Below are 25,345 nucleotides of genomic sequence, written 5' to 3'. Positions count from 1 at the left end.
CCAAACACTGTGGGTAAAGCGTCGTCGCAGAAACAGTCGCGCCGCGAGATGATCGAGAAGATGCAGCGCGAGCAGGCCCGCTCGGACCGCCGCCGCACGATCATCATCGTGGTGTGCTCCATCGTGGTCGGCCTGGCCATCATCGCCTACCCGGCGATCAAGCTGATCCAGGACTCCCGGACCAAGAACCAGGCGCTCACCGACTTCGGCGTCGCCGCCTCCGCCGCGTCCTGCGACCCGGCCACCAACGACGCCGCCGGCGGCACCCAGGACCACCGCCCCGACGGCGAGAAGATCATGTACTCGGTGTCGCCGCCGTCGTCCGGCCCGCACTACGCCGTCTGGGCGCCGTTCGACAAGAAGTTCTACTCGACCGGCGACCGGCCCCCGGTCGAGAACCTGGTGCACAACCTCGAGCACGGCTACACGATCCTCTGGTACCGCGACACGCTGCCGAAGGACCAGATCGACCAGATCGAGAAGATCGCCAAGGCCCAGCTCCCCGACAGCGCGAACGGCAAGTTCATCGCCGCCCCCTTCAAGGAGTCCGACGGCAAGGCCTGGCCGGCCGGCAAGAACCTCGCCTTCGCCCACTGGAGCGGCCCCGACGCCTCCCAGAAGTCCTTCGGCCACCGCCAGTTCTGCGGCTCCGTCAGCGGCGACGCCCTCAAACAATTCATCGAGAAGTACCCAGCCGCCGACGCCCAAGAACCCAACGGCGGCTGACACTCCCCGCACACCGAACGCCCCCGAGGATGCATCCTCGGGGGCGTTCGCCTTGTACGTCGTCCGCTCGAACGGACCTCGGACACCCTCTGCGGACGGGAGACACGCTATTGCCTGTCCAAGGTCCGGATCGGATGTTCGAGGTCCACCCCGAGGGCGGCAGACCGTGCGGCGTGCGTGACCGCGAGCGTCCGACCATGTTCGAGGGACAGACCCTGACATCACCGCGGCCCGCCCGCGGTGCCATCCGGACTTCCAGACCCCTCCCGCGAGCGAATACCGGCTTCCTGCGCCCGTTGTGCCGCCCGGGCACGAACCTTCTCCAGCTCGGCTCGATCTCTCTCGTCCAGCGCAGCCAGGGTCGCGGCATCGATGGCGATCGGCTCTTGGCTCAACCGGAAGTCGAGGCTGCGATAGGCCACGCCGGCGATGGGCAGTTCGATCCCGCCCTGCCCAGGCAAGAACTCACCACCGAGCTCGAGGACCTGCACCATCGGCTCGTACGGGTCGTCGAACGCCGGAAACCGTTCATACGGCCGGTCACCGAGCGACGCCCACCGGAACATGTCGGTCACCACCCTTGCGTACCTGCGGCATCAGCTCGTGGCCGACTGCAGCCTCCAACCGCTCCAGCCAGACCGGATCGGTTTCCAAGGAAGGATCGAACGCCAGAGCAACCTCAGCGAGAGGCCACAGTTGAGTGATGCCTAGCGCGTTGGCCCAGACAGCCTTACGGCGGAAGAACTCGCTGGCCAACGCGCCTCGCGACGTCTGGTGCAGGTCTTCGGCCTCCTGGTCGTCCCACCGCGCCGCGACCAGGCGCTCGAGCAATCGCTGACACGCCGCCGTGTCCGTCACAACCCCAGTCCTTCCTTCGCCAACCGAACCACTTCGTCCAGGTTCGGCAGATCCTCCGCCACCCGCAGATCACCTCTCGGTATGTCCAGCTTGTCCCAGTGCGCCAGCAGGTCAACCATGCGCGCCTGCAGGCTCCGCGGCGCCGTGTTGTGGGCCGAAGGGTGATCCGGCGAGACCCTCGACATCTCGTACTCGTCCCAGGCATCTGCGTGGGACGACTTGTAAGGGACTCCGGCTTCCATCAGCTTCGCTTCAACGTATTCGTGCGCGATCAACGACCAGAGCTGCGCCTGTTGCTTGTCCGTCAGCTCGGCGCCCGATGCGGCTCGGTCCCACAACGACCCAACTCCGTCGAGAGGCGTGAAGTATCCACGTCTGACCACTCCCGGTTCCACCGCCACATCGTGCTGGCGGATGAACAAGTTGTCTTTTGCGATCTCGACGACCTCGCGGAGGAATCCGCTGTTCTCAGCCACAGCGTCGACATCTTCGGTTTCGCGGATCCGCCGGTATGTCTCCATGTCCTTGGGATCGGCGTTCTCGACGAACTCGTGACCTGGCGTGTCTGTGGTGACTCCGGCCGGGTCATGCTCCGACTTGGTCGTGTAGCGATCGGTTGTTCGATCGCTAGGGTCGTCACCCGCATTCGGGTCAGCCGTTGGTGGCCGACTGCCATCAAGTCCTGTACGGGATGCCTGCCCCGTCTCGTTGGACCTGTCCGCATCGGCGCCCGCCGATTGGTTGCCGATGGCATCGTCGCTTGGTGATTGCCCGTCGACGTCAGCACACTACTGCACCCCGCGACGCCACGACTACGCTAAGTCGCACCTCCCCTGCAGGCCGGACCTCGGACACCCTCTGCGGACGGGAGACACGCTATTGCCTGTCCAAGGTCCGGATCGGATGTTCGAGGTCCGCTGCGAGGGCGGCAGACCGCTGGACCGTGGTGCGGCTCAGATGTAGTTCGCGTGGTCGGATTGGACTTGGGCTACTAGGTCTTTGACGCGTTCGCCGTCGGAGAGGGGGCAGACCATGGTGACGTCCTGGGTGTGGACGATGATGTGGCTGCGGAGGCCTACGGTGGCGATCAGGTGGTCGGGGTCGTCGGTGACGATGATGTTGTCGTGGGAGTCGAGCAGGCAGCTCAGGGTGATGCTGTCGGTGCGGTTGCCGTTCGGGTCGGCGTCGTACGTGTCGGCCAGGGCGGCCCACGAGCCGACGTCGAGCCAGTGCACCGGCATCGGTACGACGACCACGTCGGCGTCCACCTTGCCTTGGGAGGCGGGCTCCATCACGGCGTAGTCGACGCTGATCTTGCGCAGGTTCGGGTAGATCTCGGCCAGCGTCGCGTCGCGTTCGGGGGTGTCCCACACGGACGCGACCTCACGCAGCCGGGTCGCCGACTCGGGCAGCAGCGAGTCCAGGACGTTGAGCACGGTCGATGCCTGCCAGACGAACATCCCGGAGTTCCACCAGAAGCGCCCGGTCGCCAGGTACTCCTCGGCGGTCGACCGATCCGGCTTCTCCCGGAAACGGTCGACGACGAAGGCCGACGTACCCTCGATCGCCGCCCCGCGCTCGATGTAGCCGAGCCCGGTGTGCGGATGCGTCGGCTCGATGCCGAACGTCACCAGCGACTTCGGCCGCGCCTCCACCACCTCGAACCCGTGCTCGATCGCCGCCCGGAACTCGTCCTCCGGACTGATCAGGTGGTCCGACCCGACGAACGCGACGACCGCGTCCGGATCGTTGCGCGCCACCACGGCGGACGCGAGCCCAACCGCGTTCGCGGTGTCCCGCCGGGCCGGTTCGCCGATGATGTTGTGCTCGCCGAGCTCGGGGAGTTCCTTGCGTACGACGTCGGTGATCGCGCCGACCGTGCACACATAGATGTTCTCCGGCGCGACCAGTCCGCGCAGGCGGTTGTACGCCACCCGCAACAGCGACTGCCCGGCCGCCAACGGCAGCACCTGCTTGGGCCTGTCGTCTCTGGACATCGGCCACAGCCTGGTCCCCGAACCACCTGCCAGGATCACCACGTTCCGCATGGGGACAGACCCTACCGGTCGTCACCAGGCGGTGGCGGGATGCGCAGGTGCTGCAGGTCGGGCGGCACCGGCGAATCGGCCGGCTGCCAGAACAACTCGGACTGCCCGTCGAGCGCCGTCGCCGGCGCGTCGGTGAGCTGGAAGCGATCGCGCAACCGTCCGTAGAAGTCGGTCGGACGCAGGCGCACCAACCGCAACCGCTGCGGCGATCCGTACACCCCGATCCAGTCCCCCGGGTCGAGCACGCCGCGCAACTGCCCGTCGATGCTGACCGCGGCCTGTCCCGAATGCGGCAGCACCCGCAGCGCGATCGCCTCGTCCGGCGCCGCGACGACGGTCCGATTGAAGGTCATGTGGGGCGCGACCGGAGTGAACACGATCGCTTCGGTGTTCGGCGACAGGATCGGTCCACCCGCTGCGAAGCTGTACGCCGTCGATCCGGTCGGCGTCGCGACAATCACCGCGTCCGCGGAGTACGACGCCAGCAAGCGCCCCGAAAGGTAAACGCCCAACGCCACTTGATGATCGCGCGCCAGTTTCTCCACGACCACGTCGTTCAGCGCGGTGACGTCCAGCGCCATCCCCCAGCCGTCGCCCTCGGCCATCTCGTGCCGCACCGGTGGTGGCGGCAGCGCCGGTCCGTGCCCGTACCGCAGCAGTGACTCGATCCCGGTCGGGATTTCCAGCGGCCGCGACGCCCGCATGGTCAGCGTCATCCGTTCCTCGTACGTCGCTCCGCCGTGCTGTACCGCCTCGAGGGCGGCCTCGACGTCGCGGCATGCCACCTCGGTCAGGAACCCGACCTTCCCGAGGTCGACGCCGAGCACCGCCGCGTTGTTCTTCGCCGCGATCCGCGCGCCGCGCAGGAACGTGCCGTCGCCGCCGAGCGTGACCACGAGGTCCGGATCACCGGCGTGGTGCAGCTCGTCGGTGCCGCTGCGGCGTTCCTGATGGTCCTTCCAGACGTCGATGTCGGTGCACCCGATCCCGTGGTCGGCCGCCCACTTGCGTACGGTCCCGGCGGTCTCCACTGCCACCGGCCGCCCCTGATGAACCACAAGCCCGATCCGCTCAATCGCCACTGGCCCTCCTCCGCCCTCGCAACCACCGTATCCGGCGACTTTGTGCACCCACCGCCTATCTGGAGCACCCCGAAACGCGCGGTGGGTGCACAAAGTGTGTCAGTCGGCGGCCTCGGTGCGGGCGGCGGTGACAATCGGGTCGGTTTCGTCGTCGAACTCGCCGATGACTTCCTCGAGGAGGTCCTCCAGGGCGACCACGCCGATGGCCTGCTCGCCGCCGCAGACGACCGCGAGCTGTGACCGTTCGTCGCGCATCGTGCGGATCGCCTTGGCCACCGGGGTGTTCTCGCCGAGTTCGAGGGCCGCCATCATCAGGTCCGAGGCGCGGCTGCCGGTGTCGCCGGCGGTCGTCGCGCGGGCGGCGTCGCGGACGTGCACGATGCCGCAGATCGACGTACCGGAGCTGACGACCGCGAGGCGGGAGTGGCCTTCGCGGCGGCTGATCAGCTCGACCTCGCGGGCCGACGCGGACGCCGAAACCGTGGAGAGCTGGGCGATCGGCGTCATCACCTGGCCGACCGTGGTGTTCTGCAGTGCGAGCATCGCGGTCAGGAGCTCGTGCTCGGGTTGCTCCAGGGTCCCGTGTTCGCGGGAGGACTCGATCAGCAGGCGCAGCTCGTCCGGCCCGTGGGCGTTGGCGATCTCGTTCTGCGGCGTCACTCCGACCGCCCGGACGCAGAGGTTGGCCATCCAGTTGAGGACGCTCAGCAACGGCCGGAAGACGTACGTGAACCCGCGGAACGGCAACGCCAGCACGAGCGCGGACCGCTCGGGGTCGCTGATCGCCCACGACTTCGGCGCCATCTCGCCGAGCAGGACGTGCAGCAGACCGATCCCGCCGACCGCGATGATCAGCGCGATCACGTGCCCGACGCCCTCCGGTACGTGCGCGAGCTCGAACAGCGGGTGCAGCAGTTGCGCGATCGCCGGCTCGCTCAGCGAACCGAGACCCAGCGTGCACAGCGTGATCCCGAGCTGCGCGCCCGCGAGCATCAACGACAACTCGCTGACCCCAGCGATCGCGGCCCGCGCCGAACGGCTGCCCGACGCCGCCATTTCCTCTAGCCGATGCCGCTTCGACGCGACCAGCGCGAACTCCGCGGCCACGAAGAACCCGTTCAACGCCAGCAGTACGGCGGAGATGATCAGCGCCCACGTCGTACTCATGCGACCCGCTCCATCAGCACGATGCCAGGCACCCGCCGCTCGATCGTCTGCACCGTCAACCGCACCGACTCGGTCGGGATCGGCCTGCCCTCGTGGTCGATCCGCTGCGGCAGCTCCACGACCAGGTCGTCGCCGACGACCGGGATCCGCCCGAGCCGGGCCATCACCAGCCCGGACACGGTCTCGTAGTCGTCACTGTCCGGCAGTTGTACGCCGGTGGCCTCCTCGACCTCGTCGAGTCGCCACCTGGCCGGGACCACCCACGCCCCGTCCCCGCCCTGCACCAGCCCGGTCTCGGGCAGGTCGTCCTCGTCGCGGATCTCCCCGACGAGTTCCTCGGCGATGTCCTCCAGCGAGACGATGCCCGCGAAACCGCCGTACTCGTCGACGACGATCGCGAGCTGCCGACGGGCGACCCGGAGCCGCTCGAGCACTCCCGGCAGCGGCAGCGTCGTCGGTACGGCGACCGGCGGCGACGCCAGCGAACCGACGGCGATCGTCCCGCGATCGGCCGGCTCCAGCTCGACCACGTCACCGATCGCGACGACACCGATCACCTCGTCGACCGACTCGCCGATCACCGGGAACCTGCTGTGCCCGGTGTCCTGCAGCTCGACCACCCGGGTGAGCGGCTCGTCACGATGCATGGTGACCACGTCGACGCGCGGGACCATCGCCTCGCCCGCGGTCCGGCCGCGGAAGTCCAGGCCGCGGTCCAGCAACCGCATCGTGTCCTGGTCCAGCAGACCCTGCTCGTACGACGTCTCGATGATCCGGTCGAGCTCCTGCGGTGTCGCGCCCTGCGGCAGTTCTTCGACCGGTTCGATGCCGACGCGGCGGAGGATCCGGTTCGAGGCCGAGTCGAACAGATGAATGACCGGACCGGCGACCGTCAGGTACACCAACGTCGAACGCGCCAGCCGGAGCGCGATCGCCTCGGCCTTCGCGATCGCCAGGTTCTTCGGAGCCAGCTCGCCCAGCACCATCTGGATGATCGTTGCCAGCAACAGCGCCAGGATCACCGAGACGGACCTACTCACGGCTGTCGGGACCCCGGCCCCGCCGAGCAGGTGCTCGAGACCCGCGCCCAGATAGGGCTCGGCGAAGTAGCCGGCCAGCAGCGCGGTGATGGTGATGCCGACCTGCGCGCCGGACAGCACGAACGACAGCCGTGCGGTGACCTTCAGCGCCCGGGCGGCCGCCGCGTCACCGCCTTCGGCGAGGGTCCGCAGACGGCTGCGGTCGACGGCGACGTACGCGAATTCCTGGGACACGAAGTAGCCGGTGGCAACGGTCAGCACCAGGATCAGGCCCAGGCCGGCCAGGATCAGCATGACAAAACCTTATGAGAACTCCAGCGACTGCAGTACCGCGGGGTCGGTGACGTCGAGCCCTTCCTCGGCGGCCTGCGCGAACACCCGCGTCCGGAGCGCGTCCCCGCCCTCGGCGGTCTCACCGGCGATCCAGTAGGCGACCGTGTGCAGATCGTCGCGATCGACCCCGAGCTCGTCGACGAGGTACGGCCGGATCGAGCGCACCACGCCCGCCTCGGCCGCACACCACGCTTGCAACCGCCCGGCCGGCCGCCGGAACCCGCGGACCGCCTCCTCCAGCGCACTCCCCGGCCCGGCGAGCGGCGGCGAATGGATCCACTGCACGTCCCCCTTCACCAGCGACCGCTCGGCCGGCGTCTCCGCCTGCAGGAAAACGGTCGCCGGTACGTCGAGGCTCTCGACGATGCTCGCGATCGCGGGCAGGGACGTGGAGTCGCCGATCAACAGGTGATGATCGACGTCGCCGGCGTGGAACTCGCGCCGCATACCGACCAGCACCGCCCTGTCGCCGCGTCGGGTGTTGTCCAACCATGTGATCGCCGGCCCGTCGCCGTGCAGGGCGACGTCGAACGTGAGCCGCCGGGTGTCCGGGTCGAACGCGCGGACCGTGAAACCGCGGGTCAGCGGCGTCGGGCGGTCCTGCGGCCAGACCGGCGCACCGGCCGGGCTGATCTTCGGCATCCGGACGCTGCCGATCCCGTCCGGCGGGATCACCAGCTTGAACGCGTCCGCCGGCCGGATCGTCCGGTACGCCGCGAGCCCGTCCCCCTGCACCGTCACCCGGCTGAACCGTGGGGTCAGTGACTCGATGGTCTCCACCCGGACCGGGCAGATCACCCGGGAGTCACCGGAACGGGTCAGCCGCCTGATCTCACCGCGTATCGTCGATCCCCTCACAGAAAGTTAGGTTAACCTAACCGTGAGGGGTGGACGAGGGGCTTACCGAGGGGTGGACGGCGTCCACGCGACGACCTCACCGTCGCGGATCAGTTCGCCGTACTGGGCGGGGTCGACGTGGTCCGCGAGGACGAGGTCGACGATCGGCTGGACGGCATCGGCGGGCGACTTGGCCTGACTGAAGTCCTCGAACCACGGGCGTGAGGCGCGGGTGTCAACGAGCCCGGGGCAGACCGAGGCGATCAGCGTGTTGGACGCAAGGTCACCCTCGCGCCGGTCGTCGGCGACCGCGCGGACCGCGGCGACCTGCGCGACCTTCGACGGGAAGTTGATCCACTCCGGCCAGCCCTGCGCGGTCGCCGTACCGTCGTGGACCGCGGTCCGCCACTCCTCGACGACCTTCTCGATGTCCTCGAGCGAGGCCCCGTCGAACCGCGACCACAGGTGCTCCGGCAGGTGTTCCAGGGTGCCCAGCGAGCTGGCCACGACGATCAGCCGGCCGCCCGGCCCCAGGATCGGGCCGAACGAGCGGAGCATGTACTGCGCGCCGAGGTTCGCCACGTCCACGAACTCGTCCACCTGCTCGACGGGCTCCTTGCCCGGTTCCAACGGCCCCACGGCGTTGGACACCACGATGTCCACACTCCCGAGCTCCGCCGCCAGCCGCGCCACGGCGTCCCCGTCGGTCACGTCGAGGACCCGGCCTTCGACGCGAGCCTGGAGCTCGGTACTGCGATTCAGTTGGTCGACGGCGTTGGCGACACGTTCGGGGTTCCTGCCGGTGAGCAGGACCAGGTCCTCCGGGGTCATCCGGTGCGCGAGTTCTTGGACCAGTGCATACCCGATGCCTTGGTTGGCGCCGGTGACGAGGGCGATGCGTTGTGCTGTCATGTCGCCAACGTAGGCCTGGAGCGGGTATGACTCCAACGAAAGTTCAGCACATGTGGTATGCGTAAACGTCATGGACTTCACCGACGTCTCGCTGGTTGCGTTGCGGGTGTTCCGGGAGGTGGCCGAGCGGGGTACGTTCACGTCCGCCGCGACGGCGCTCGGGTACACGCAGTCCGCGGTGTCCCGGCAGATCGCGACTCTCGAGCGGGCCGCGGGCGGACAGCTCCTGGAACGTCGCCGCGAAGGCGTCGCGCTGACGACCGCCGGCCAGGTGGTACTCCGGAACGCGGCCACCGTCCTGGATCAGATCGACGCCACCGCGCGCGAACTCGCCGGCCTCCCGGTCGCAGGCGGGACCGTCCGGCTGGGCTGGTTCCCGAGCGCCGGCGCCGTCTTGTTGCCACGGGCAATCAGCGCGGTACGGCGTACGCACCCGGCGGTGACTGTCACGACGCGAGAGGGTTCCACACCCGCCTTGGTCCGGGCGTTGCGGGCCGGGACGATCGATCTCGCGGTGATCGCGTCCGCGCCGCCGTTCCGGCCGCCCGACGCCGAGTCACCGGCACTGAAGCTGGAGACGCTGGCCGAACGGAGCCTGCGGCTGGCGGTGCCGACGGGGCACGCGTTGGCGGCGTACGACTCGGTGGACGTTGACGATCTGCGGGGTCAGCGGTGGATCGCCGGGCCGGCATCGAGCAGCGAGATGTGGATGGGTGTGTGGCCGGGGCTGGACGAGCGGCCGGTGATCGCGCATACCGTGCGTGACTGGTTCGCGAAGCTGCAGTTGGTCGCGGCCGGGGCGGGGGTGACGACGATCTCCGCGTCGATGGCCTCGGCGGTGCCCGTGGGTGTTCGGGTGGTCACCGTCCGGGGTGGACCGCAGGAACTGCGGCGCATCCTCCTCGCCCGGCTGCCCGGGCGGATGCCGGAGCCGGTCGCCCTACTGGCCGCCGCCCTGCGCGCTGCCGCCGCCGAGGCCTGACCCATCCCCAGGCACCTGAGGCGCCGGAGCGATGGGCGCGGGTGCCTGCGGCGCCGGGGTGGAGGTGTCCGCCCCCGGAGCTTGAGCCGGCTGGTGCGGAGTGTCCTGAGTGGTGGCGGTTGGCTGGGGCTGTTGGGCGGTGACCTGCGGCGTTTCGTCGTCGTCGCCGTTGCGGGCCTTCTCGAACTCCTTCATCGCCCGGGCCGCGTTCTTGGTCAGCTCAGGGAGCTTCTTCGCGCCGAACAACAGCACGACGATCACCAGGATGACGATCCATTCGCCGCCCTCGGGCAACGCGAGCATTGGCATCATGACAAGCCTCTTTCACCCAACAACCACCGGTCGGTTCCACGGTACGTCGGCCCCCGAACCGTAGGCTGGGCCATATGTCACGAGTCCTGCCCGAGCTGTTCGCGGCCGCGGTCCGCCGGGACGGTGCCGCCCCGTTCCTGACCTACTACGACGACACCACCGGCGAGCGCATCGAGCTCAGCGCGGTCACCACCGCGAACTGGGTCGCGAAGACCGCCAACCTACTGGTCGACGAGTACGACGTGGAATCCGGCGAGACCGTCGCGATCGGCCTCCCGCCGCACTGGCTCGGCGTGGTCTGGGCGCTGTCCACCTGGTCGGTCGGCGCGTCCCTCACCAGCAAGACCGGCGCCCTCGCGATCACCGGCCCGGACTTCGCGATCCGCGGCGACCGCGAGACTGTCGCGTCCGCGCTGCTGCCCCTCGGCGGACGCTTCCGCGAACCGCTGCCGGACGGGATCCAGGACTACGGCGCCGAGGTCTACAACCACCCCGACGTCTTCGTCCCGTTCGACCCGCCGACGCCGGCATCACCGGCGTACGACGACCTCTCCCACGACGACCTGATCGGTACTGCGGAACCGATCGCCGACCGCATCCTGGTCACCCGGACGCTGACGGACCGCGACGGGCTGGGTCTGCTCGTCGGCGTGATCTCCGGAGGTGGTTCGATCGTGCTCTGCCGCAACCTGGATGCCGCCAAGCTGGAGCGCCGGGTCGCGGACGAGAAGGTCGACCGAATCGTGGAGGGGTAGGCGTGCGCAGGTTCGAGGGGAAGGTCGCGCTGGTCACAGCCGCGGCGCAAGGGATCGGGGCGGCCGTCGCGCGGCGGCTGGCGGACGAGGGTGCGTCGGTGGTGGTGACCGATCTCCAGCAGGAGAAGGTCGGCGAGGTCGCGGCGAGCATCGGTGAGCAGGCGCTCCCGCTGCAGGTCGACGTGACGAGCCGCGACGACGTGGACGCCGCCGTCGCGGCCGCGGTCGAGCGGTTCGGCCGGCTGGACGTCGTGGTGAACAACGCCGGCGGTTGCATCGTGCGGTCCGTCCCGGAGGACGCGACCGCCGAGGAGTTCCACGCCCAGCTGGACCTCACCCTCGTCGGCGCCTCACGCTGCATCCAGGCCGCGCTCCCCCACCTGGTGAAGAACCGCGGCAACGTCGTCACGATCAGCTCGGTGAACGGTCTCGCCGCGTTCGGCAACATCGAGTACGCCGCCGCGAAGGCCGGCCAGATCGCGATGACGGTCAACTACGCAGCGCGGTACGGCGAACTCGGCGTCCGGTTCAACGTCGTTGCCCCCGGCACCATCCGGACGCCGAACTGGGACAACCAGCCGGACACCCTGGAGCGCTTCAGCAAGATGTACCCGCTCGGCCGCGTCGGCGAGCCCGAGGACATCGCCGCGGCGGTCGCCTTCCTGGCCTCCGACGACGCCTCCTGGATCACCGGCCACACCCTGCCCGTGGAGGGCGGCGTGCTCACCGGACCCGGCGGCATGAACCTCGGGCCTTCCGGCTTCTTCAAGAAGGAGTACTAGCCCTTCGGCCAGGCTTCCCACGAGGTCGCGAACATCTGGTCGACCGTGTAGGTGTTCGCCCAGCCGAGGTCGCGGGCGGCGAGGTCGCCGTTCGCCACCACACGAGACGGGTCGCCGGGGCGGCGTGGGCCTTCGGACGGGGTGAAGTCGATCCCGGTGACCCGGCGCGCGGCGTCCATGATCTCGCGGACCGACGTACCGGTGCCGCTACCCAGGTTGTAGACGCGCTCGAGGGTCTTGCCGGACTCGAGCGCCCGGGCGGCCGCGACGTGGGCGCGCGCCAGGTCGGCGACGTGCACGTAGTCCTTCACCGACGTACCGTCCGGGGTCGGGTGGTCGGTGCCGTAGATCTGCGGCACCTTCCCCTGGGTGAGCAGGTTGCAGACGATCGGGAACAGGTTGTACGGGCTGGCGTCGTACACCGCCGGGTCGCCGGACCCGACGACGTTGAAGTAGCGCAGCGAGGTGTGCCGCAGGTCCGTCGCGGCAGCCTGGTCGCGGAGCAGCCACTCACCGATCAGCTTGGATTCCCCGTACGGCGACTGCGGGTCCGGCGCGGTGTCCTCGGTGACGACCTCGTCCTTCGGGGTCCCGTAGACACCCGCGCTGGACGAGAAGACGATGTTGCCGACGTTCTTCTCCGCCATCGCTTCGAGCAGCGACACCATCGCGGTCACGTTCTGCGTGTAGGTGTGCAGTGGGCGGTCCACCGAAACTCCGGCGTACTTGAAGCCGGCCAGGTGCACGACCCCCTCGACGCCGTCCAGCGCCTGCCGGACCGCTGCTCCGTCGAGCAGGTTCGCCTGCACGAACGGCACGCCGTCCGGGACGAACTCCGCCTTCCCACTCGACAGGTCGTCGATCACGACCACGTCGATCCCGTCGTTGCGGAAGGCGCGCACCACATGCGCCCCGATGTATCCGGCACCACCAGTCACGAGCCAAGTCATGTCTCAGATCCTGCCACCACACGCCGCCCGGGACCTCGGAAACGGGCCGAACCTGTACCAACTAGCAGACAGTTGCCAGCCAGAAATAAGCGAGTTCGGTCCACTCGACCTCGCGCGGGGCGACGTCGGCGGTGAACTGTTCCCGGGTCGGGAAGTTCTTCAGTACCTCGAAGCTGCGCCCGTCCGAGAGCTGCCGGTCCTGGTAGGTGTCGCCGGCGGCCGATGTCCGGGTGATCGGGTAGTTGCTGCCTTCGACGTAGCGGTTGTCCGCGAGGATCACCACGCCACCCGGCTCGACCCGGTCCAGCAGCCCGGCTGCGAACCGCCGTACGTCGGCGCGCAGCACGTGCGACCAGAAGAACCCGGCGAAGATCGCGTCGAACCGGCCCTCGACCGCACCGAGGTCGTAGGCGTCCGCGGTCTCGAACCGCACCTCGGCCGGACCGTACGACCGGGTCCGCGCGACGGCCAGCGTCTCGTCGTTCAGGTCCGTCGCCACCACCGACCGGGCGGTGGTGGCGAGCGCCTTCGTCCAGTAACCGGTGCCTGCGGCAACTTCCAGCACGGAACGGCCGCTGACCAGCGGCGGCAGGAGGGCCCGCAGGCGCGCCAGGTCCTCCTGCCGTTCCGGCTTCTCGTAGACCGCGTCGTACTCGCCGGCACGGCTGCGGTAGTAGTCGCCGAGATCGCTCATCGGAGTGCTGTTCTGACCTTCGGCGTCAGGATGAACGCTCCGGCGTAGAGCAGTGCGGCGATGATCAGCAGGCCGTGGAAGCCGATGATCAGGGCCGCGTACTCGAGGCAGCCGCCGAGCATCGCGCCGAGCAGGTTCGCCCCGAAGGACGCCGTACCGTCGGCGGTGTCGGTGAAGCGCTTCGCGAAGATCACGTTCGCGGCGAAGATCGGCAGGAACGCGATCAGCACCGCGACCAGCGCCCGGAGGCCGACCGGCATCTCCAGCAGCCAGCTGTCGGGGAAGATCCACGACAACGCCAGCCCGCCGAACAGCACCGCGAACATCACCTTGATCGGTGGTGTCTTGAACCGTCTCGTCACTTCGACCGCGGCCAACACCGCCACCAGCACGCCGGCGAACACGATCGCGTTGACCACCCACGTCGTACCGAAGAGCAACGCGAACCCGGTGATGCTCTTGGTCTCGAGCAGCATGAACCCGGCGCCGAGCAGGAACAGGTCGGCGTACGGGCGCATCCGCTTGTACGACGCCCCGCCGCCGGCGATCCCGACGCCGACGAGACCGGCGACCAGGACCAGCCCGAGCGTGATCAGGTACAGACTCGGGATCCGGTCGGTGAACAGGTACAGGAACGGGCGGTTGTCCGTCGCCGGCGGCGGTGTGATCGCGGACGCCCCGGGCCACTCGGCCGCGCAGGTCTGGTCCTGCTCGGTCAGGCCGACGGTCACCACGGCCTGCTGCAGGCCGTCACCGATCTTGTCCACACACGGCTTGTGCCCGAACGCCGTCTGCGCCGTCAACGCCAGCCGGTCGATCAGCCAGGTCTCGCGGTAGTAGTTGTACATCGCGAAGGCACCACCCGGGTTCAGGTGGTCGCGCGCGGCCTCGAACGCCTGCTGGGTGAACAGGTAGCTCTCCAGCCGCAGCGAGCTCGCGCCGTTCACCAGCGTCAGCGAGTCCGGCAGCGCGAGCAGGATCATGTCGTACTTCTTGTTCGTCCGGGACAGGAACGCCCGGCCGTCGTCGATGTGCGACGTCACCCGCGGGTCCTGGTACGGACGGTCCGGGTGCAACTGCTTGCCGAGGTCCCGGATCCGCGGGTCGATCTCGACCGCGTCCACGTGCGTCGCGCCCTTCTTCAACGCGATCGCCACGTCCGACCCGGAGCCGGCGCCGATGATCAGCACGTTCTTGGGCGTCTTCCCGGTGTTCGCGCGCTCGTACGGCAGTCCGTACTGCGGTTCCCACTCCAGCCGCGCGTCGGCCGGGATCGCCTGCTGGTGCGGTACGCCGTTCACCGTGATGGTCAGCAGCGGCACACCCTCCCAGGTGTACTGCTTGGTCTGCACCTTGTAGTACGGCGACCAGCTGTTCTGCGGCTGCGTCGACTCGTGGAACAACACACCGAGCATCACGATCAACGGAGACAGCACGAGCGCGGCACTCACGCCGGTCGCGACCGCGCGCCGGCCAGGAGCCGTCGCGGTCCGCGGGATCAGCAGCGTCGCGAACACCACGGTGACGATCAGGCCCCACCAGATCGGCGGTGCGCCGAGGAACGACAGTCCGGTGAAGGCGGCGATCCCGACCAGGCTGCCGATCAGGTCGAAGCGGTACGCCGTGAGTCGGGGTACCTCGGAGAAACAGCGGCCGACGAGCTCGGCCGGACCGGCCAGCACCACAGCCGCGGCGACGAAGATGATCGGCAGGATCACCCAGACCGGCGGGCCAGTGGTGTTCAGGCTGGTGAAGTAGATGACGCTCGACGAACTGCCGCGGTTGACCGTGACCGGCTTCCACGCGATCACCAGGACCAGCAGGCCCAGCATGATCGGCGAGTAGTACGGCAAGCGTTTCGCCCGGCCGGACCGGAGGACACCGATCCCGATGCCGAGGAACGAGCCGAGCAACACGAAGTTCGAGAAATAGCTCAGATGGACCACGTTCGAGCCGGTCCAGCGAATCAGCGCGAGCTCGGTGAACAGCATCAGCGCACTGGACGCGACCAACCGCGTCCGTACTCCGAACGGGCTCGGCCAACTTGTTGTCGTGACGTGGTCAGTTGCGGAGTCGACTGCCATGCGGGGGGACGTTACCGGATAAGCAAGTGGTCTGCGTCACCCCCGCGGCAGCGTTACCGACTGTCAGTGCCGACGGGCCGGTTTCGGGAGCTCGCAGCCGGACTTGTTCAGGTCGATCGCGCGATCGGCGGTCAGGCAGGTGTAGAGCCACCAGGTCTGCTCGCCGTACGCCGCGCCCTTCTCGACCGTGACGTTGCCGTCGGCGTCGACCTCGCACGGGTTGTTCACCGTGCACTGCTCGCCGTCTTCATTTCCGGTGTTGTTCACGCCGATGACTTCACCCGTTGTGGTGCTGACGACCGGCGAACCCGACGTACCGCCGATGGTCTCGCAGCCGGGCTGCTGGTACTTGATCGAGTTCTGCCAGGTCCAGTCGCCCTCGCGGAGCTGGGGAATCGTGGCCTGCACCGAGCAGGTGTAGATGCGCTGCCAGTAACCGGACACGACCGCCATCCCGGTGCCGTTCGCCGGCGCCTGCTTGGCCAGTGTCAGCGGGGTGACGTTCAGCCGGGTCTTGATCGACGCGTAGGTCTCGTTCACCTCGTAGACGATCATGTCGGTCTTGGTCATCGTGCCGAACAGGATCTTGTCGGCGCGGACCGTACCGGCCCTGCTCGCGTCCGGCTTGAGCAGAGTGATCGAGCGCGTCGACGCCTTGTTCACCAGCACCTGGCCGGGTTGCAGGAACCCGCCCTCGTAGCAGTGCCCGTTGGTGAGTACCAGGGCCTTGTCGGTGTCCACCGATTCGGCGTACCGGACGAGGGAGGCGGAACAGTTGCTCAGGGCGGCGATGCCGGTGAAGTCCGCGCCGGGGGCCGCGTGGGCGGATGTGGCGCCGAGCAAGGTGGTGGCTGCGACCGTGGAGGCAGCCAGGAGCGTACGCAGGAGTTTCATGGGGGCGGTTTCCTCACTGTTTGTGCTTGCAGGACTTCGTAACGCATCCGTTGGCCGGTCTCCATCACAACTGTGTGAAACCGCCTGTCCACAGGGTCAGTACACGGGTTTTCCTGCGCTGCGTGAAGGGACTGCTACTCTTCGTCTCCGGATCCGCCCGGTCCCGAACCATCGCCTACCCCGGCACGTCGTACCAGTCGATGAGGAACGACAAGGTACGGTCGGCAGCAGCCGCCCCGGATGGATTACGGAAGGACGTCATGCCGCAGGAGAAGCCAGACCTGCGCAACCTCCGCGAACCGGTGCGGTTCAAGCGGGCGCTGACGCTGTTGCTGATGACACTGTTCCTGCCCGGGTCGGCGCAGATCGTCGCGGGCAGCCGGAAGACCGGGCGCTGGGTCTGGCGGATCGTCGCCGGCCTGCTCGCGATCGTGATCTTCTTCGTGGTGCTCGGCCTGATCTGGCGGTCCGGCACGATCAACATCCTGGTCCGTCCGGGCACGCTGCGGTTCGTCCAGGTGCTGCTGATCCTGCTCGCGGTCGGCTGGGCGGCGCTGTTCGTGGACGCCTACCGGCTCGGCCAGCCGCTGATGCTGGAACGCAACCACCGGCTGACCGCCAGCATCCTGGACGGCGTGATGATCTTCGTGGTCGTCGGCGCCCTGATCTACGCCAGCGTGATCGTGAACACCCAGCGGGACTTCGTCGCCAGCGTGTTCGGCAGCGGCAAGACCTCGAAGGCCGAGAAGGGCCGCTACAACGTGCTGCTGATGGGCGGCGACTCCGGCGCGGACCGGATCGGTACCCGCCCGGACAGCATGACGGTGGCCAGCATCGACGCCGACACGGGCCGCACGGTCCTGGTCGGCCTGCCGCGGAACCTGGCCAAGGTCCCGTTCCCCGCCGGTACGGCGATGGCGAAGCAGTTCCCGGACGGCTTCAAGTGGAAGAACTGCGGTGCCGAATGCCTGCTGAACGCGGTGTACACCTACGCCGCGAACCACAAGAACCTGTTCCCCGGTGACCCGAACCCGGGCGAGACCGCGACCACCCAGGCCGTCGAGGCGGTCACCGGACTGAAGATCAACTACTACGTGCTGATCGACCTGGCCGGCTTCCGCGACCTGCTGAACGCGGTCGGCGGGATCACCCTGGACATCGGCAAGCGGGTTCCGATCGGCGGCGGCAGCTCGCCGATCAAGGGCTACATCGAACCCGGCAAGAACCAGCACCTGGACGGGTACCACGCGCTCTGGTTCGCCCGCTCCCGGGCCGAGTCCTCGGACTACGAGCGGATGGCCCGGCAGAAGTGCGTGATGTCGGCGATGCTGAACCAGCTGTCGCCGTCGACCGTGCTGACCAAGTTCCAGGGCATCGCGTCGGCCAGCAAGGAAGTGGTCAAGACCAGCATTCCGGCCAGTGAGCTGGGCACCTTCACCGACCTCGCGCTGGACGCGAAGAAGCTGCCGGTGTCAAGCTTCTCCGCGGTCCCGCCGTTGATCCACACCGGCGACCCGGACTTCGCGTTGATCCGTACCAAGGTCGCGGAAGCGATCGCGAAGTCGGAACAACTGGACAAGGGCGGCTCGGGAGGAGACGGTAAGACCTCGAACACTCCGAGTAGTACCGCCAGCAAGCACCCGAGCAGCACTTCGACGAAGCAGCCGACCACCGGCAGCACCAAGAAGCCGACCACCTCACCGACCACACCCGCCACCGGCGTCGACGACGTCGCATCGATCTGTAAGGCCTGACCTGATATGCCGCTGTCCCACTGGCCACCCGTGTCCGTCGTGATGCCCGTGCTGAACGAGGAACGCCACCTCGAGGAGGCGGTCGGGCGTGTCCTCGACCAGGACTACCCGGGTGAGCTCGAAGTCGTGCTGGCGATCGGGCCGGGCAAGGACCGGACCGAGGAGATCGCGGACAAGCTGGCCGAGAAGGACCACCGGATCAGCATCGTCCCGAACCCGACCGGCAAGACCCCGGCGGCGCTGAACGTCGGGATCGCGCACGCCAAGCACGACATCCTGGTCCGGGTCGACGGGCACGGCGCGCTCACCGACGGGTACATCACCCGCGCGGTCGAGGTGCTGGAGGAGAGCGGCGCGGACAACGTCGGCGGCGTGATGGCCGCCGAGGGCCGGACCCCGACCGAGATGGCGGTCGCCTGCGCGTACCGCTCCCGCCTCGGGCTGGGCGCGTCCACGTTCCACCAGGGCGGCAAGGCCGGACCGGCCGACACCGTTTACCTCGGGGTGTTCCGGCGGGCCGCGCTGGAGCGGGTCGGCGGTTTCGACGAAACCATGCACCGGGCCCAGGACTGGGAGCTGAACTACCGGATCCGCAAGACCGGCGGTCTGATCTGGTTCAGCCCGGACCTGTCCGTCACCTACCGGCCGCGCTCGTCGCTGTCCGCGGTGGCCAAGCAGTTCTTCCACACCGGTCAGTGGCGCCGTGAGGTGATCCGCCGGCACCCGGAGACCGCCAGCAAGCGGTACCTGGCTCCCCCGGTCGCGGTGATCGCGCTGGCCGTCGGCACGATCCTCGGCATCATCGGCCTGGCCACCGGCATCAGCTGGCTCGACATCGGCTTCCTGGCCCCGCTCGGCTATGCCGTGCTGCTGCTCTTCGGCTCGGCGATGGAGGGCCGGTACCTGCCCTGGAAGGCGCTGGCCTGGCTACCGCTGGTCTGCGCGACCATGCACGTCTCCTGGGGCCTCGGCTTCCTGGTCGGCCTCCGGGAGCACCCGAAGGCCGTCTAGCCCCGGCTAGCCGGCCCGTGTGGCCTTGATGTAGGCCGCGACGACCTCGTCCACCGGCCCGTCGAGCTTCAGGACGCCGCTGTCCAGCCACAGCGCGCGGTTGCAGGTCTCCTGCACCACGTCCAGGCTGTGGCTGACCAGGAACACCGTCCCGGCCTGGTCGCGGAGTTCCTTGATCTTGCGCTCCGACCGGACCCGGAACTCGGCGTCACCGGTGGCCAGCGCCTCGTCCACGAGCAGGATGTCGTGCGTCTTCGCCGAGGCGATCGCGAACTTCAGCCGCGCCTGCATCCCGGACGAGTACGTCGACATCGGCAGGTCGATGAAGTCCCCGATCCCGGAGAACTCGACGATCTCGTCGTACCGGTTGTCGATCTCGGCCGGGGACATGCCCATCGCAAGACAGCCGAGCACCACGTTCCGGTCGCCGGTGAGGTCGTTCATCATCGCGGCGTTGACGCCGAGCAGCGATGGCCGCCCGCCGGTGTAGACCGCGCCGGAGGCCGGCGGCAGCAGGCCGGCGATGGCCCGCAGCATGGTCGACTTGCCGGAGCCGTTGCGGCCGATCACGCCGATCGCATCGCCCTTGTACGCCGTGAAGGTGACCTTCTTGACCGCGTGCACCTCACGGATCGTCGGCCGGTCCTGGCGTTTGACGATCCGCCGCAGCGCCGTCGCCGCCGTACCCTTGCCGCCTTGGCCGGCGATCACCTTGTAGATGATGTCCAACCGGTCGGCGATCACTGTGGGATCAGCCGCGCCCATAACGGTCCTCCGCCCGCCAGAAGTACCAGAACCCACCGGCCAGCATCACGAATGACCAGACGATCGCGATCGTCCAGGCGTGTGGCAGTTCGTTCGCCTGGTGTTCCTGCAGCAGCGACCGCCGGACGATGTCGATGTACGCCGAGATCGGGTTGAGCGCGAGCACCTGGGTCACCCACGGCGGCGCATCGAGCTGGGTCAGCTTGGCCGGCAGCGAGAAGAAGATGCCGGACGCGTACAGCCAGGTCCGGGTGATGAACGGCAGCAGCTGGGTGACGTCGGAGACGAACGTCCCGATCCGCGCGAACACCAGCGTGATCCCGATGTTGAACATGATCTGCAGCAGCAACGCCGGTACGACGAGGAACCAGCGCCAGGCCGGTCCGTCGGTGAACCCGACGACCACGAACAGGATCGCCAGCGAGACCAGCATTTGGTTCAGCTCGTTCAGCACATAGGCCAGCGGGAGTGTCGCGCGCGGGAAGTGCAGGGTGCGGATCAGGGACATGTTCAGCGCCAGCGAGCGGGACCCCTCGGTCATGCAGCGCTGGGTGAACGTGAACACGAAGATCCCGCTGAGCAGGAACGCGACGTAGTTGTCGATCCCGTTCTTGGTCCCGAGCAGGACACCGAAGGCGAGGTAGTAGACCGCCGCGTTCAGCAGCGGTGTCAGTACCTGCCAGATCGAGCCCAGGCGGGCTCCGGCGTACATGGCGTAGGTGCGCGCGGTGGCATAGCTGAAGACGAACTGGCGACGGCTCCACAGCTCGCGAAGGTACGAGCCGAGCGGAGGGCGGATCGAGCTCTTGGAGAGTCCGTAGCGTTCGGCCAGCCCTGCAAGCTCCGTCGGGTCGGTGACCCCGGTCTGCTCTGCGGCGGTCGGCATTGCGTTAATGTACTGCGCTCCGTGACGCCCGGGTGACGCAGGTCAGGCCACCAAGCGTGCTCTCAGCTTGCTGAGATCGGTGTCGGTAAGACCACCGTGCCGCAGGTATGCCTCCGGTCCGCCGTAGTTCGCGTCCAGGTGCCGCAGGATCGCGACGATCGACTCGGCCCGGGTGTCGCGGAACTCGCGCATCTCCGGGTGCCGCGACAAGTCCGGCTCGTCGGCCAGCTGCTCCTCGAGCCAGGCCGCCATCCGCGACTGCGTGCGGAAGTAGTCGGCGACGATCTCCTGCTCCGGTACGCCGGCCACGCTCAACGCCAGCGCCACGACCATGCCGGTCCGGTCCTTGCCGCCGTGACAGTGCACGACGACCGCGCCGTCCGGCTCGTCCGCGATCGCCTTCACCGCGGCCGCGAACCGCTCGGGCCGCTGGTCGAGCATCCAGAGGCACGCCGCGATGATCGTCGGCTGACCGTGGTCCGGGTCGGCCGGGTCGTGCACCGATTGCCGCACCGCCAGCGGCGTACCGGTGAACGGTGTCGGGAACTGCGCGACCTCGGCGTCGCCGCGCAGGTCGAGGATCCGGGTCACGCCGGACCGGCGCACCGCCGCGACGCCGTCGTCGGTCAAGTACCCCAGGCTGTCGGCACGGATCAGCACCCCCGCGCGGATCACCCGCCCGTCGGCGGTCGGCAGGCCGCCGACGTCCCGGACGTTGCGGCAGCCCGGCCAGTCGAGGTCCATCCCGGTCACCGGTCCTGCGGACGGTCCGGGTTCGGGCCCGGGTTGTACGGCGGGGGCGCGGGGAACGTGTGGTCGGACGGCGGCGGCTGCTGCGGGTAGCCGGATTGCGGGTAGTTCGACTGCGAGTAGTTGGGCTGGGGATAGTTGCCCGGGGCACCAGGTTGGGTCGGGAAGGTCTGACCCTGACGATTCCGACGACCCTTGCGGACCGCCCCGATCACCAGGAACGTGCTGCCGAGCCCGACGAAGATCAGCAGCGCGAACACCGCGCCGAGGATCGACAGGACGAAGCGCACGACAGACATCTTCGGCCCGGCGGCGTACGTCGCGTTGGTCTCGTCGTCCGTGCACGAGATGTTGTAGGTCCCGGCCGGTACGGTCTGCTCCGACTTCGCGATGACGTACCAGATGTCGTCGTTGATCGTGACGGTCTCCGACCCGGTCGGCCGCTTCAGCGGTACGTCGTTGCCGTTCGCGTCCTGCGCCTTGCACGGCGGGGCGAGCACCGGGACGGACGCGTAGATCGTCAGCCCCTCCTTCTTCAGCACGACCTGCCCGGACTCGATCGGCTGCGGCTTCCGCGGTGCCGTCACGACGATCTGCCAGGCGAAGATCCCGGTCACGATCGCCCCGACGACGAAACAGGCGATGGCGATCTTCGGCAGGATCGACTTGGCGGGTGCCGGTCCGGGCTGCCCGGGCTGCATGCTCATAGCCGCACGGTATCCGCTGCGGGGATGACCACGCCCACTCTTGCGGCTGCCGGGTTGTCTGACCGCTGACGTGCTGCAGCCCGCTAGCGGCCCGATACCCCGCCGGCTACGGGACGCCGAGCAGGCGTAGGCCGGCCGCGGTGACTGCGGCGGCCACCACGATCAGGACGAACGGCGCCTTCCGCCACGCCAGCACACCGCCCACCAGCACTCCGGCCGGACGTGCGATCCCGGCCGGACCGTGGCCCTCGGTCAGCGCGGAGGTGGCGACCAATGCGGTCAGCAGCACGATCGCGGCCGCGGCCAGCAACTGCTGCACCCGCTCCGGCACCTCGAAGCGACTCCGCAGCGCGGGCCCCGCGAACCGCAGCGAAAAGGTCCCCACAGCAAGCACTCCGATGCCGACCAGCAGGAGCGGGGTATTGGTCATGGGGCCACCTCCACGGCGGGCTTCGTGGCGCGGTAGCAGAGCAGCCCCGCCAGCGCGCACAGGACGGGTAGACCGGCTGGCAGGAACGGGGTGGTCGCCAGCGCGACGACGACGCCGACGAGGGCCGCCGTACGCGTCGATCGGTCGCGCAAGGACGGCAGGACCAGGGCCAGCAGGACCGCCGGGAACGCAGCGTCCAGGCCGAACATGTCAGTATCGGTGATGACCGAGCCGGCCAGTCCACCGACGACGACGCCGATGTTCCAGCAGACGAAGATGCCGATCCCGCCCGCCCAGTACGCCGCCCGCTTCTGCCGTACGTCGTCCTGTCCCATCGCGAACGCCACGTTCTCGTCGGTCATCACGTGACTGCCGGCCCAGCGCCGCCAGCCACCACCGATCACGTCGCTCACCGCCAGGCCGAACGGGACGTGCCGGGTGTTCACCAGCAGACCCGCGATCATCGCCGCGATCGGGCTGCCGCCGGCCGCCACGATCCCGACGAACAGGAACTGCGACGCGCCCGCGAAGACCACGATCGACAACAGGATCGGCACCCACAACGGCAGCCCGCCGCCGACGCTGATCGCGCCGTACGAGAGCCCGACGACGCCGTCGGCCAGACAGACCAGACCGATGTCCCGGGCGAGTCCCCGATCGAGTGTTCGCCAGATCGAACGCATGGGCATTATGATGAACAACGCGCCGCCCGTTCGTCAAGCCGAACAACCAGACCGATGGAGCGAACGATCGTCATGGACAGCACCAGAGCACCGCTCGACGTGATCGCAGCCTCTCTGCGCCGGCACCGGGCGCGCGCCGGACTGTCACTGACCGAGGTCGCTAAGCGGGCGGGAGTCGCGAAGTCCACGCTCTCTCAGCTCGAGTCCGGCACCGGCAACCCAAGCGTCGAAACGCTGTGGGCGCTGGCCGTTGCCCTCGACACCCCGTTCGCGGCGCTGCTCGACCCGCCGCGGCCGAAGATCCAGGTGATCCGGGCCGGCGAAGGACCCGCGATCTACTCCGACCAGGCCGAGTACAGCGCCACCCTGGTCGCGTCCAGCCCGCCGAACGCCCGCCGTGACCTCTACCGGATCGTCGCCTCCCCCGGCCCCGGCCGGAAGTCCGAGCCGCACATGCCGGGCGTCGTCGAGCACGTGATCCTCGGCTCCGGACGAGCCCTGGTCGGCCCGGCCGACGAGCCGGTCGAACTGCTCCCGGGCGACTACATCGCCTACCCCGGCGACCTCCCGCACATCTTCCAGGCACTCGAGGAAGGAACGGCGGCAACGCTCGTTTCCGAGCACATGTAACGTTAACCGCTCACCTCTGGACATCTGCGCGCAGCTCTGCGCATCATCGTCGATGAGAGCTCTCGAAGTCGAAGTACCGCCCGCTTCGCTTGGAGGTAGCACCCCCGATGAGACTCAAGTCCTTACTGCTCTGCGCCCTGCTCGGCCTCGCCGCCGCGCTGATCCCCGGCAGCGCGTCCGCCATCGGCGTCACGCCCGGCACCTACGTGAACTACACGTTCGACACTCCCTCGCTCACCCAGGCCGAGTTCCGGATGACGATCAACAACGCACCCGGCCGCGCGAACGTCTACTGGTCCAACCAGTTCGCCTTCACCGGCGGCGACGTCGGCGGGTACACCGGCATGCAGACCCACCGCGACGGCGAAGGCATGTTCCTCTACTCGCTGTGGAACTCCACCGCCTGGAAGGTCGGCGACGCCGGCACCTACTGCATCCAGTTCCAGGAGGACGGCACCGGAGGTAGTTGCCGCCTCGACCGAGCCCCGACGCCCGGCCACACCTACGCGTTCGCCGTCGCCAGTGAAGGCAGCGGCTGGTATGGCGTGACCGTCCGCGACCTCACTGCCGGTACGTCGTTCAAACTCGGCAGCCTGCAAACGGGAGCAGGCAACACGATCAGTACGTCGGGCATGGTCAGCTGGACCGAGTACTTCGACTGGAACAACGCCAAGGCGACCTGTGACGACGAGCCGTACTCGAAGCTCACGATGAGCGCACCGACCAGCGGCAGCCTCACCGCGCACTTCACCGGCAGCTCGGTGAGTACGGGCTGTGCCGCGGACAGCAAGGTCACCCTCAACGGATCGTCCGCCGTGCAGGAGAACGGCATCGGCAACTCCGCGTCCGGTGACATCCGCGGCAGCGGCGGCTGCCTCGACGTCTCCGGAACCGACGGTACGACGATCCTGCTCTACAGCTGCACCGGCGGCGACAACCAGAACTGGGTGCACGCCGAGAACACCACGTTCCACGCGCAGTTCGGCTGTCTGGACGCCAGCGCCACACAGGCCGGCGCCGTCATCCTGTACAGCTGCCACGGCGGCACGAACCAGCAGTGGAGCCTGCCCGGTGACGGCACCATCCGGTCCGGCGGCCGCTGCCTGACCGCACCCGCTGCCCTGGGCAACCCGGTAACCGTTGCCACTTGCAACAACTCGGCCGGACAGCGCTGGACGTTCTGAAAGCACAGCGGGGGGGCCCGCCCGCGCGAGCGGGGCGCCCCCGCGCCGAGAGCGCCAAATGACTGGGGGCCGGGCCCCGCCCACGAGAC

General features: G+C 68.5%; 28 protein-coding genes. 8 read left to right on the top strand and 20 right to left on the bottom strand.

Annotated features, from left to right (window positions below; all coding sequences use genetic code 11):
• Positions 1 to 60 precede the first annotated feature (60 nt).
• Positions 61 to 726: a DUF3105 domain-containing protein gene (locus ACWGID_RS22465; RefSeq protein ID WP_452199438.1), complete on the top strand. Its 666-nt coding sequence runs from the start codon at positions 61 to 63 to the stop codon at positions 724 to 726.
• A 221-nt stretch (positions 727 to 947) separates the two neighbouring features.
• On the opposite strand, the gene ACWGID_RS22460 is transcribed toward ACWGID_RS22465, so the two are convergent.
• From ACWGID_RS22460 to ACWGID_RS22420, 9 genes are all read right to left on the bottom strand, one after another.
• Positions 948 to 1,301 carry a hypothetical protein gene (locus tag ACWGID_RS22460; RefSeq protein ID WP_452199436.1) on the bottom strand — a complete coding sequence of 118 codons (354 nt, stop codon included), beginning with the start codon at positions 1,299 to 1,301 and terminating at the stop codon, positions 948 to 950.
• Positions 1,267 to 1,584 carry a hypothetical protein gene (locus ACWGID_RS22455; RefSeq protein WP_452199435.1) on the bottom strand — a complete coding sequence of 106 codons (318 nt, stop codon included), beginning with the start codon at positions 1,582 to 1,584 and terminating at the stop codon, positions 1,267 to 1,269. The genes ACWGID_RS22460 and ACWGID_RS22455 overlap by 35 nt, the downstream gene beginning before the upstream one ends.
• Complete coding sequence (locus ACWGID_RS22450; RefSeq protein ID WP_452199433.1) at positions 1,581 to 2,105, bottom strand: hypothetical protein; 525 nt, start codon at positions 2,103 to 2,105, stop codon at positions 1,581 to 1,583. The genes ACWGID_RS22455 and ACWGID_RS22450 overlap by 4 nt, the downstream gene beginning before the upstream one ends.
• 432 nt (positions 2,106 to 2,537) lie before the next feature.
• Positions 2,538 to 3,632, bottom strand: coding sequence for a mannose-1-phosphate guanylyltransferase (locus ACWGID_RS22445; protein WP_452199432.1), 1,095 nt, complete (start codon positions 3,630 to 3,632; stop codon positions 2,538 to 2,540).
• Positions 3,633 to 3,643: 11 nt separating this feature from the next.
• Positions 3,644 to 4,714, bottom strand: coding sequence for an NAD(+)/NADH kinase (locus ACWGID_RS22440; protein ID WP_452199430.1), 1,071 nt, complete (start codon positions 4,712 to 4,714; stop codon positions 3,644 to 3,646).
• Between the two features lie 99 nt (positions 4,715 to 4,813).
• Positions 4,814 to 5,881: a hemolysin family protein gene (locus ACWGID_RS22435; protein WP_452199428.1), complete on the bottom strand. Its 1,068-nt coding sequence runs from the start codon at positions 5,879 to 5,881 to the stop codon at positions 4,814 to 4,816.
• A complete protein-coding gene (locus ACWGID_RS22430; RefSeq protein WP_452199426.1) occupies positions 5,878 to 7,215 on the bottom strand; it encodes a hemolysin family protein in 1,338 nt (445 codons plus the stop codon). The genes ACWGID_RS22435 and ACWGID_RS22430 overlap by 4 nt, the downstream gene beginning before the upstream one ends.
• Before the next feature lie 9 nt (positions 7,216 to 7,224).
• Positions 7,225 to 8,112: a siderophore-interacting protein gene (locus ACWGID_RS22425; RefSeq protein ID WP_452199425.1), complete on the bottom strand. Its 888-nt coding sequence runs from the start codon at positions 8,110 to 8,112 to the stop codon at positions 7,225 to 7,227.
• Positions 8,113 to 8,154: 42 nt separating this feature from the next.
• Entirely contained in the window at positions 8,155 to 9,003 is an 849-nt protein-coding gene (locus ACWGID_RS22420; protein ID WP_452199423.1) for an SDR family NAD(P)-dependent oxidoreductase, read from the bottom strand.
• Positions 9,004 to 9,073: 70 nt separating this feature from the next.
• Between ACWGID_RS22420 and ACWGID_RS22415 the strand changes: the two genes are divergently transcribed.
• Positions 9,074 to 9,985, top strand: a complete 912-nt coding sequence (locus tag ACWGID_RS22415; protein ID WP_452199421.1) for a LysR family transcriptional regulator — start codon at positions 9,074 to 9,076, stop codon at positions 9,983 to 9,985.
• On the opposite strand, the gene ACWGID_RS22410 is transcribed toward ACWGID_RS22415, so the two are convergent.
• Entirely contained in the window at positions 9,944 to 10,297 is a 354-nt protein-coding gene (locus ACWGID_RS22410) for a twin-arginine translocase TatA/TatE family subunit (RefSeq protein ID WP_452199419.1), read from the bottom strand. The two genes, ACWGID_RS22415 and ACWGID_RS22410, sit on opposite strands and share 42 nt — an antisense overlap.
• A gap of 74 nt (positions 10,298 to 10,371) precedes the next feature.
• Between ACWGID_RS22410 and ACWGID_RS22405 the strand changes: the two genes are divergently transcribed.
• Complete coding sequence (locus tag ACWGID_RS22405) at positions 10,372 to 11,052, top strand: TIGR03089 family protein (RefSeq protein ID WP_452199417.1); 681 nt, start codon at positions 10,372 to 10,374, stop codon at positions 11,050 to 11,052.
• A gap of 2 nt (positions 11,053 to 11,054) precedes the next feature.
• The gene (locus ACWGID_RS22400; RefSeq protein WP_452199415.1) at positions 11,055 to 11,834 is read left to right on the top strand and encodes an SDR family NAD(P)-dependent oxidoreductase; all 780 of its coding nucleotides are present in this window, start codon (positions 11,055 to 11,057) and stop codon (positions 11,832 to 11,834) included.
• Here ACWGID_RS22400 and galE read toward each other — a convergent pair.
• The 4 genes from galE to ACWGID_RS22380 all read right to left on the bottom strand — a co-directional run bounded on the left by galE (position 11,831) and on the right by ACWGID_RS22380 (position 16,456).
• Positions 11,831 to 12,784, bottom strand: coding sequence for a UDP-glucose 4-epimerase GalE (gene galE, locus ACWGID_RS22395; RefSeq protein ID WP_452199414.1), 954 nt, complete (start codon positions 12,782 to 12,784; stop codon positions 11,831 to 11,833). The two genes, ACWGID_RS22400 and galE, sit on opposite strands and share 4 nt — an antisense overlap.
• Positions 12,785 to 12,845: 61 nt before the next feature.
• Positions 12,846 to 13,478 carry a class I SAM-dependent methyltransferase gene (locus tag ACWGID_RS22390; RefSeq protein ID WP_452199412.1) on the bottom strand — a complete coding sequence of 211 codons (633 nt, stop codon included), beginning with the start codon at positions 13,476 to 13,478 and terminating at the stop codon, positions 12,846 to 12,848.
• Positions 13,475 to 15,562, bottom strand: a complete 2,088-nt coding sequence (locus tag ACWGID_RS22385; RefSeq protein ID WP_452199410.1) for a spermine/spermidine synthase domain-containing protein — start codon at positions 15,560 to 15,562, stop codon at positions 13,475 to 13,477. The genes ACWGID_RS22390 and ACWGID_RS22385 overlap by 4 nt, the downstream gene beginning before the upstream one ends.
• Positions 15,563 to 15,625: 63 nt before the next feature.
• Positions 15,626 to 16,456: a S1 family peptidase gene (locus ACWGID_RS22380; RefSeq protein WP_452199408.1), complete on the bottom strand. Its 831-nt coding sequence runs from the start codon at positions 16,454 to 16,456 to the stop codon at positions 15,626 to 15,628.
• A 122-nt stretch (positions 16,457 to 16,578) separates the two neighbouring features.
• Between ACWGID_RS22380 and ACWGID_RS22375 the strand changes: the two genes are divergently transcribed.
• A complete protein-coding gene (locus ACWGID_RS22375) occupies positions 16,579 to 18,210 on the top strand; it encodes an LCP family protein (protein ID WP_452199406.1) in 1,632 nt (543 codons plus the stop codon).
• A 6-nt stretch (positions 18,211 to 18,216) separates the two neighbouring features.
• Positions 18,217 to 19,221, top strand: a complete 1,005-nt coding sequence (locus ACWGID_RS22370; protein WP_452199404.1) for a glycosyltransferase family 2 protein — start codon at positions 18,217 to 18,219, stop codon at positions 19,219 to 19,221.
• Positions 19,222 to 19,227: 6 nt separating this feature from the next.
• On the opposite strand, the gene ACWGID_RS22365 is transcribed toward ACWGID_RS22370, so the two are convergent.
• From ACWGID_RS22365 to ACWGID_RS22340, 6 genes are all read right to left on the bottom strand, one after another.
• A complete protein-coding gene (locus tag ACWGID_RS22365) occupies positions 19,228 to 19,986 on the bottom strand; it encodes an ABC transporter ATP-binding protein (protein WP_452199402.1) in 759 nt (252 codons plus the stop codon).
• On the bottom strand, positions 19,973 to 20,872 hold the full coding sequence (locus ACWGID_RS22360; RefSeq protein ID WP_452199400.1) for an ABC transporter permease: 900 nt from the start codon (positions 20,870 to 20,872) through the stop codon (positions 19,973 to 19,975). Before ACWGID_RS22360 ends, ACWGID_RS22365 begins: the two co-directional genes overlap by 14 nt.
• A gap of 42 nt (positions 20,873 to 20,914) precedes the next feature.
• Entirely contained in the window at positions 20,915 to 21,616 is a 702-nt protein-coding gene (locus tag ACWGID_RS22355; RefSeq protein WP_452199553.1) for a tyrosine-protein phosphatase, read from the bottom strand.
• A 5-nt stretch (positions 21,617 to 21,621) separates the two neighbouring features.
• Complete coding sequence (locus ACWGID_RS22350) at positions 21,622 to 22,329, bottom strand: hypothetical protein (RefSeq protein ID WP_452199398.1); 708 nt, start codon at positions 22,327 to 22,329, stop codon at positions 21,622 to 21,624.
• Between the two features lie 106 nt (positions 22,330 to 22,435).
• Positions 22,436 to 22,759, bottom strand: a complete 324-nt coding sequence (locus ACWGID_RS22345) for an AzlD domain-containing protein (protein ID WP_452199396.1) — start codon at positions 22,757 to 22,759, stop codon at positions 22,436 to 22,438.
• Positions 22,756 to 23,442 carry an AzlC family ABC transporter permease gene (locus ACWGID_RS22340; protein WP_452199394.1) on the bottom strand — a complete coding sequence of 229 codons (687 nt, stop codon included), beginning with the start codon at positions 23,440 to 23,442 and terminating at the stop codon, positions 22,756 to 22,758. The genes ACWGID_RS22345 and ACWGID_RS22340 overlap by 4 nt, the downstream gene beginning before the upstream one ends.
• Before the next feature lie 54 nt (positions 23,443 to 23,496).
• Here ACWGID_RS22340 and ACWGID_RS22335 point away from each other — a divergent pair, with 54 nt between their 5' ends.
• Both ACWGID_RS22335 and ACWGID_RS22330 read left to right on the top strand, forming a co-directional pair.
• On the top strand, positions 23,497 to 24,072 hold the full coding sequence (locus tag ACWGID_RS22335; RefSeq protein WP_452199392.1) for a helix-turn-helix domain-containing protein: 576 nt from the start codon (positions 23,497 to 23,499) through the stop codon (positions 24,070 to 24,072).
• Between the two features lie 107 nt (positions 24,073 to 24,179).
• On the top strand, positions 24,180 to 25,256 hold the full coding sequence (locus ACWGID_RS22330; protein ID WP_452199390.1) for a ricin-type beta-trefoil lectin domain protein: 1,077 nt from the start codon (positions 24,180 to 24,182) through the stop codon (positions 25,254 to 25,256).
• Positions 25,257 to 25,345 lie beyond the last annotated feature (89 nt).

The sequence above is a fragment of the Kribbella sp. NPDC054772 genome, assembly GCF_053611945.1.
This window is presented reverse-complemented; position numbering and strand designations above follow the sequence as displayed.

What these genes read in the sequence shown, in the direction of transcription:
- ACWGID_RS22350 (WP_452199398.1), bottom strand. Translation starts at nt 22,329, where the DNA reads ATGAGCATGCAGCCCGGGCAGCCCGGACCGGCACCCGCCAAGTCGATC.
- ACWGID_RS22405 (WP_452199417.1), top strand. Translation starts at nt 10,372, where the DNA reads ATGTCACGAGTCCTGCCCGAGCTGTTCGCGGCCGCGGTCCGCCGGGAC.
- ACWGID_RS22335 (WP_452199392.1), top strand. Translation starts at nt 23,497, where the DNA reads ATGGAGCGAACGATCGTCATGGACAGCACCAGAGCACCGCTCGACGTG.
- ACWGID_RS22415 (WP_452199421.1), top strand. Translation starts at nt 9,074, where the DNA reads ATGGACTTCACCGACGTCTCGCTGGTTGCGTTGCGGGTGTTCCGGGAG.
- ACWGID_RS22345 (WP_452199396.1), bottom strand. Translation starts at nt 22,759, where the DNA reads ATGACCAATACCCCGCTCCTGCTGGTCGGCATCGGAGTGCTTGCTGTG.
- ACWGID_RS22385 (WP_452199410.1), bottom strand. Translation starts at nt 15,562, where the DNA reads ATGGCAGTCGACTCCGCAACTGACCACGTCACGACAACAAGTTGGCCG.
- ACWGID_RS22420 (WP_452199423.1), bottom strand. Translation starts at nt 9,003, where the DNA reads ATGACAGCACAACGCATCGCCCTCGTCACCGGCGCCAACCAAGGCATC.
- ACWGID_RS22365 (WP_452199402.1), bottom strand. Translation starts at nt 19,986, where the DNA reads ATGGGCGCGGCTGATCCCACAGTGATCGCCGACCGGTTGGACATCATC.
- ACWGID_RS22370 (WP_452199404.1), top strand. Translation starts at nt 18,217, where the DNA reads ATGCCGCTGTCCCACTGGCCACCCGTGTCCGTCGTGATGCCCGTGCTG.
- ACWGID_RS22445 (WP_452199432.1), bottom strand. Translation starts at nt 3,632, where the DNA reads ATGCGGAACGTGGTGATCCTGGCAGGTGGTTCGGGGACCAGGCTGTGG.
- ACWGID_RS22430 (WP_452199426.1), bottom strand. Translation starts at nt 7,215, where the DNA reads ATGCTGATCCTGGCCGGCCTGGGCCTGATCCTGGTGCTGACCGTTGCC.
- ACWGID_RS22435 (WP_452199428.1), bottom strand. Translation starts at nt 5,881, where the DNA reads ATGAGTACGACGTGGGCGCTGATCATCTCCGCCGTACTGCTGGCGTTG.
- ACWGID_RS22390 (WP_452199412.1), bottom strand. Translation starts at nt 13,478, where the DNA reads ATGAGCGATCTCGGCGACTACTACCGCAGCCGTGCCGGCGAGTACGAC.
- ACWGID_RS22355 (WP_452199553.1), bottom strand. Translation starts at nt 21,616, where the DNA reads ATGGACCTCGACTGGCCGGGCTGCCGCAACGTCCGGGACGTCGGCGGC.
- ACWGID_RS22465 (WP_452199438.1), top strand. Translation starts at nt 61, where the DNA reads ATGCAGCGCGAGCAGGCCCGCTCGGACCGCCGCCGCACGATCATCATC.
- ACWGID_RS22340 (WP_452199394.1), bottom strand. Translation starts at nt 23,442, where the DNA reads ATGCGTTCGATCTGGCGAACACTCGATCGGGGACTCGCCCGGGACATC.
- ACWGID_RS22450 (WP_452199433.1), bottom strand. Translation starts at nt 2,105, where the DNA reads ATGGAGACATACCGGCGGATCCGCGAAACCGAAGATGTCGACGCTGTG.
- ACWGID_RS22380 (WP_452199408.1), bottom strand. Translation starts at nt 16,456, where the DNA reads ATGAAACTCCTGCGTACGCTCCTGGCTGCCTCCACGGTCGCAGCCACC.
- galE (WP_452199414.1), bottom strand. Translation starts at nt 12,784, where the DNA reads ATGACTTGGCTCGTGACTGGTGGTGCCGGATACATCGGGGCGCATGTG.
- ACWGID_RS22360 (WP_452199400.1), bottom strand. Translation starts at nt 20,872, where the DNA reads ATGCCGACCGCCGCAGAGCAGACCGGGGTCACCGACCCGACGGAGCTT.
- ACWGID_RS22330 (WP_452199390.1), top strand. Translation starts at nt 24,180, where the DNA reads ATGAGACTCAAGTCCTTACTGCTCTGCGCCCTGCTCGGCCTCGCCGCC.
- ACWGID_RS22410 (WP_452199419.1), bottom strand. Translation starts at nt 10,297, where the DNA reads ATGATGCCAATGCTCGCGTTGCCCGAGGGCGGCGAATGGATCGTCATC.